This is a genomic window from Pseudonocardia lacus, from assembly GCF_018531445.1.
In the GTDB taxonomy this organism is placed as follows: Bacteria; Actinomycetota; Actinomycetes; order Mycobacteriales; family Pseudonocardiaceae; genus Pseudonocardia; species Pseudonocardia lacus.
In genome coordinates this window covers 1-3,114 of sequence record NZ_JAHDTH010000394.1, presented here as the reverse complement: position 1 = coordinate 3,114, position 3,114 = coordinate 1, and the positions used below count along the sequence as shown (strand labels likewise).

2 protein-coding genes and 1 pseudogene are annotated in these 3,114 nt (G+C 76.0%); 2 read left to right on the top strand and 1 reads right to left on the bottom strand.

All coding sequences use genetic code 11. The annotated features are described in order from the left end of the window. Nucleotides 1–733 (top strand): annotated as a pseudogene (locus KIK08_RS38320) (hypothetical protein); the annotation flags it as partial. 21 nt (nucleotides 734–754) lie between these two features. On the opposite strand, the gene KIK08_RS38315 reads toward KIK08_RS38320, so the two are convergent. Then, nucleotides 755–1,150 carry an SRPBCC family protein gene (locus KIK08_RS38315; protein ID WP_214408210.1) on the bottom strand — a complete coding sequence of 132 codons (396 nt, stop codon included), beginning with the start codon at nucleotides 1,148–1,150 and terminating at the stop codon, nucleotides 755–757. 82 nt (nucleotides 1,151–1,232) lie between these two features. Between KIK08_RS38315 and KIK08_RS38310 the strand changes: the two genes are divergently transcribed. Continuing rightward, the gene (locus KIK08_RS38310) at nucleotides 1,233–2,939 is read left to right on the top strand and encodes an ABC-F family ATP-binding cassette domain-containing protein (protein WP_214408209.1); all 1,707 of its coding nucleotides are present in this window, start codon (nucleotides 1,233–1,235) and stop codon (nucleotides 2,937–2,939) included. Nucleotides 2,940–3,114: the final 175 nt, after the last annotated feature.

Sequence of the window (3,114 nt, the reverse complement as noted above, 5' to 3'; positions counted from 1 at the left end):
CGGCCGGCGGCTGCGGGCGGTGAGCTGGGTGCTCGGCGAGGTCGCCGTCGCGGGCGCGCTGGGCCTGCTCGCCGACGAGGTCCTCGGCCTGCCCGGGCGGTGGGTCCTGCTGGTGGCCGCGGCCGGGGCCGCCGCGCTGGCCGCGGCGCTGTGGGCGCGCAGCGCCACGCCGGCCCAGCACGCCGGGTTCGTGGTGGCGGCCGTGTTCACCGTCGGGGCCGCGGCCGCCCTGCTGTCCGACGACGACGGTTACGCCGTCGGGACGGCGGTGTGGGGCGCCGGCGTCGTCTGGCTCCTGCTGGGCTGGGGCGCGGTGGTGGGCGACCGGGCGAGCGCCGACGTGTGCGGGGGAGCGGCGGCCGGCATCGGGGCGCTGGTCACGGTCGACGCGGCCGCGGGCAGCGTGCTGGCCGTGCTCACCGCCGCGGGGCTCGTCGTGGCCGGCGTGCTCGTGCGCGACCTGGTGCTGCTCGGCGTGGGCTCGGTGGTGACCCTGGTGACGGTCCCGATTGTGATGGGCCGCTGGTTCCCCGACCTGCTCTCGGCGGCGCTGGCGCTGCTCGTCGCCGGGGCGGTGCTGGTGCTGGTCGGCGTGCGGGCCGCGCGCCGGCGCACGGAGAGCCCGGACGGGGCGACGGGCCCGGCGACGGCCGGCCGGCGGACCGCGCTCGTCGCGGCCGGCGCCGTGGCCGCCGGCACGCTCGTCGCCGTGCTGGTCGTCGGCCTGGGGTGATGGCGGTTCCCCGCTCGACGCTCAGGCCTCCATCAGCGCGCGCAGGGTCTGCAGGTCCTGCTGGACGAGCCGGGCGTCGCCGTCGAGGTCGGCGGCGGTCATCCCGTCGCGGCGGCGCACGCTGAACACGACGTCGCAGCCGTCGCCGTTGCCGAAGACGCGCACGGGGTTGTTCACCACCTCGCCGGTGGGCAGCGTCACGTCGTGGTCGAGCACGCCGAACTCGTTGGGCCGGGTGAAGGCCACCTTGACCCGGCCCATGGGGGAGTCGGTGACCCAGTCGCCGTCGATCAGCTCGACCGTGGAGCCGGCCAGGCCCGCCGCCCACTGCGGCAGGTTGGCCGGCTCGCAGGCGAAGTCGTAGACCTCGCGCCACGGCCGGGCGATGGAGACGCTCAGGTGTCGGGACTCGAACATCCGCCGATCATGGCAGCGCGCACCGACACGCGCCGGGAAACCCGGGTGCCCGGACCGGCGCGGTGCTCGATACTCCCGCGACGTGGGCCATGTGGACGTCGCCGGGGTGCGGTTCGAGCTGCCGGACGGGCGCGTGCTGCTCGACGACGTGTCGTTCCGGGTCGGTGAGGGCGCGAAGGTCGCGCTCGTGGGGGCCAACGGCGCGGGCAAGACCACCCTGCTGCGGATCGTGACCGGCGACCTCGACCCGCACGCAGGCGCCGTCACCCGCTCCGGCGGTCTCGGTGTGATGCGCCAGTTCGTCGGGCACGGCGTGGTGGGCGCACCGGACAGCCCGGACGCCGACCCCACGGTCGCCGACCTGCTGCGCTCGGTCTCCCCGCCGCGGGTGCGGGCGGCCGCCGCCGAGGTCGACCGCTGCGAGCTGGTCCTCATGGACACCGACGACGAGTTGGCGCAGATGGCCTACGCCGGCGCGCTGGCCGAGTACGCCGACGCCGGCGGCTACGACGTCGAGGTGGTCTGGGACGTCTGCACGCAGGCCGCGCTCGGCCTGCCCTACGACCGGGCGCGCTTCCGCGCGCTGTCGACGCTCTCGGGCGGGGAGCAGAAGCGGCTGGTGCTGGAGTTCCTGCTGCGCGGCCCGGACGAGGTGCTGCTGCTCGACGAGCCCGACAACTACCTCGACGTGCCCGGCAAGGTCTGGCTGGAGCAGCGCCTGCGTGAGTCGCCCAAGACGGTGCTCTACGTCAGCCACGACCGGGAGCTGCTGGCCAACACCGCCACCCGGGTCGTCACCGTCGAGCTGGGGGCCGCGGGCAACACCGCGTGGACCCACCCCGGCGGCTTCGCGTCCTACCACCGGGCCCGCGGCGACCGGTTCGCCCGGTTCGAGGAGCTGCGCAGGCGCTGGGACGAGGAGCACGCCAAGCTCAAGGCGCTCGTGCTGATGTACAAGCAGAAGGCCGCCTACAACGACGGGCTGGCCAGCCGCTACCAGGCCGCGCAGACCCGGCTGCGCAAGTTCACCGAGGCCGGCCCGCCCACCGCGCAGCCGCGCGAGCAGCAGGTGCGCATGCGGCTGACCGGCGGGCGCACCGGCAAGCGAGCCCTGGTGTGCACCGGCCTGGAGCTGACCGGGCTGATGCGCCCGTTCGACCTGGAGGTCTGGTACGGCGAGCGGGTGGCGGTGCTGGGTTCCAACGGATCGGGCAAGTCGCACTTCCTGCGGCTGCTGGCCGCGGGCGGCACCGACCCGGCCCCCGAGCACCGCCCGGCCGGCGGGGGCGTCGTCGAGCCGGTGGCGCACACCGGCACCGCCGCGCTCGGCGCCCGGGTGCGCCCGGGCTGGTTCGCCCAGACCCACGACCACCCCGAGCTCGTCGGGCGCACGCTCGTGGAGATCCTGCACCGCGGCGACGAGCACCGCGACGGGATGGGGCGCGAGCAGGCCGGGCGGGTGCTGGCCCGCTACGAGCTGGCCCAGGCCGCCGAGCAGCGGTTCGAGTCGCTGTCGGGCGGGCAGCAGGCCCGGCTGCAGATCCTGCTGCTGGAGCTGTCCGGGGCGACGATGCTGCTGCTCGACGAGCCCACCGACAACCTCGACGTGGCCTCGGCCGAGGCGCTGGAGGCGGGGCTGGCGGCGTTCGAGGGCACGGTGCTGGCGGTCACCCACGACCGCTGGTTCGCCCGCGGCTTCGACCGCTTCCTGGTCTACGGCGCCGACGGCGCCGTCTACGAGTCCGACGCCCCGGTGTGGGACGAGACCCGCGTGCAGCGCACCCGCTGATCACCCCGGCGGTTACGGTGGTCCGGTGACCTGGCTCGGCGCCTTCCTCATCGTGGCCGCGGTGATCGTCGTGCTGGGCCTGGTCGCGGCGGCGCTGCTGGACCGGCGCGCCCGGGCGCAGGGCCGCGAGCTGCGCCCGCGGCCGGTGCGCGAGCGCGTCGCCGGCCGCGGTCCG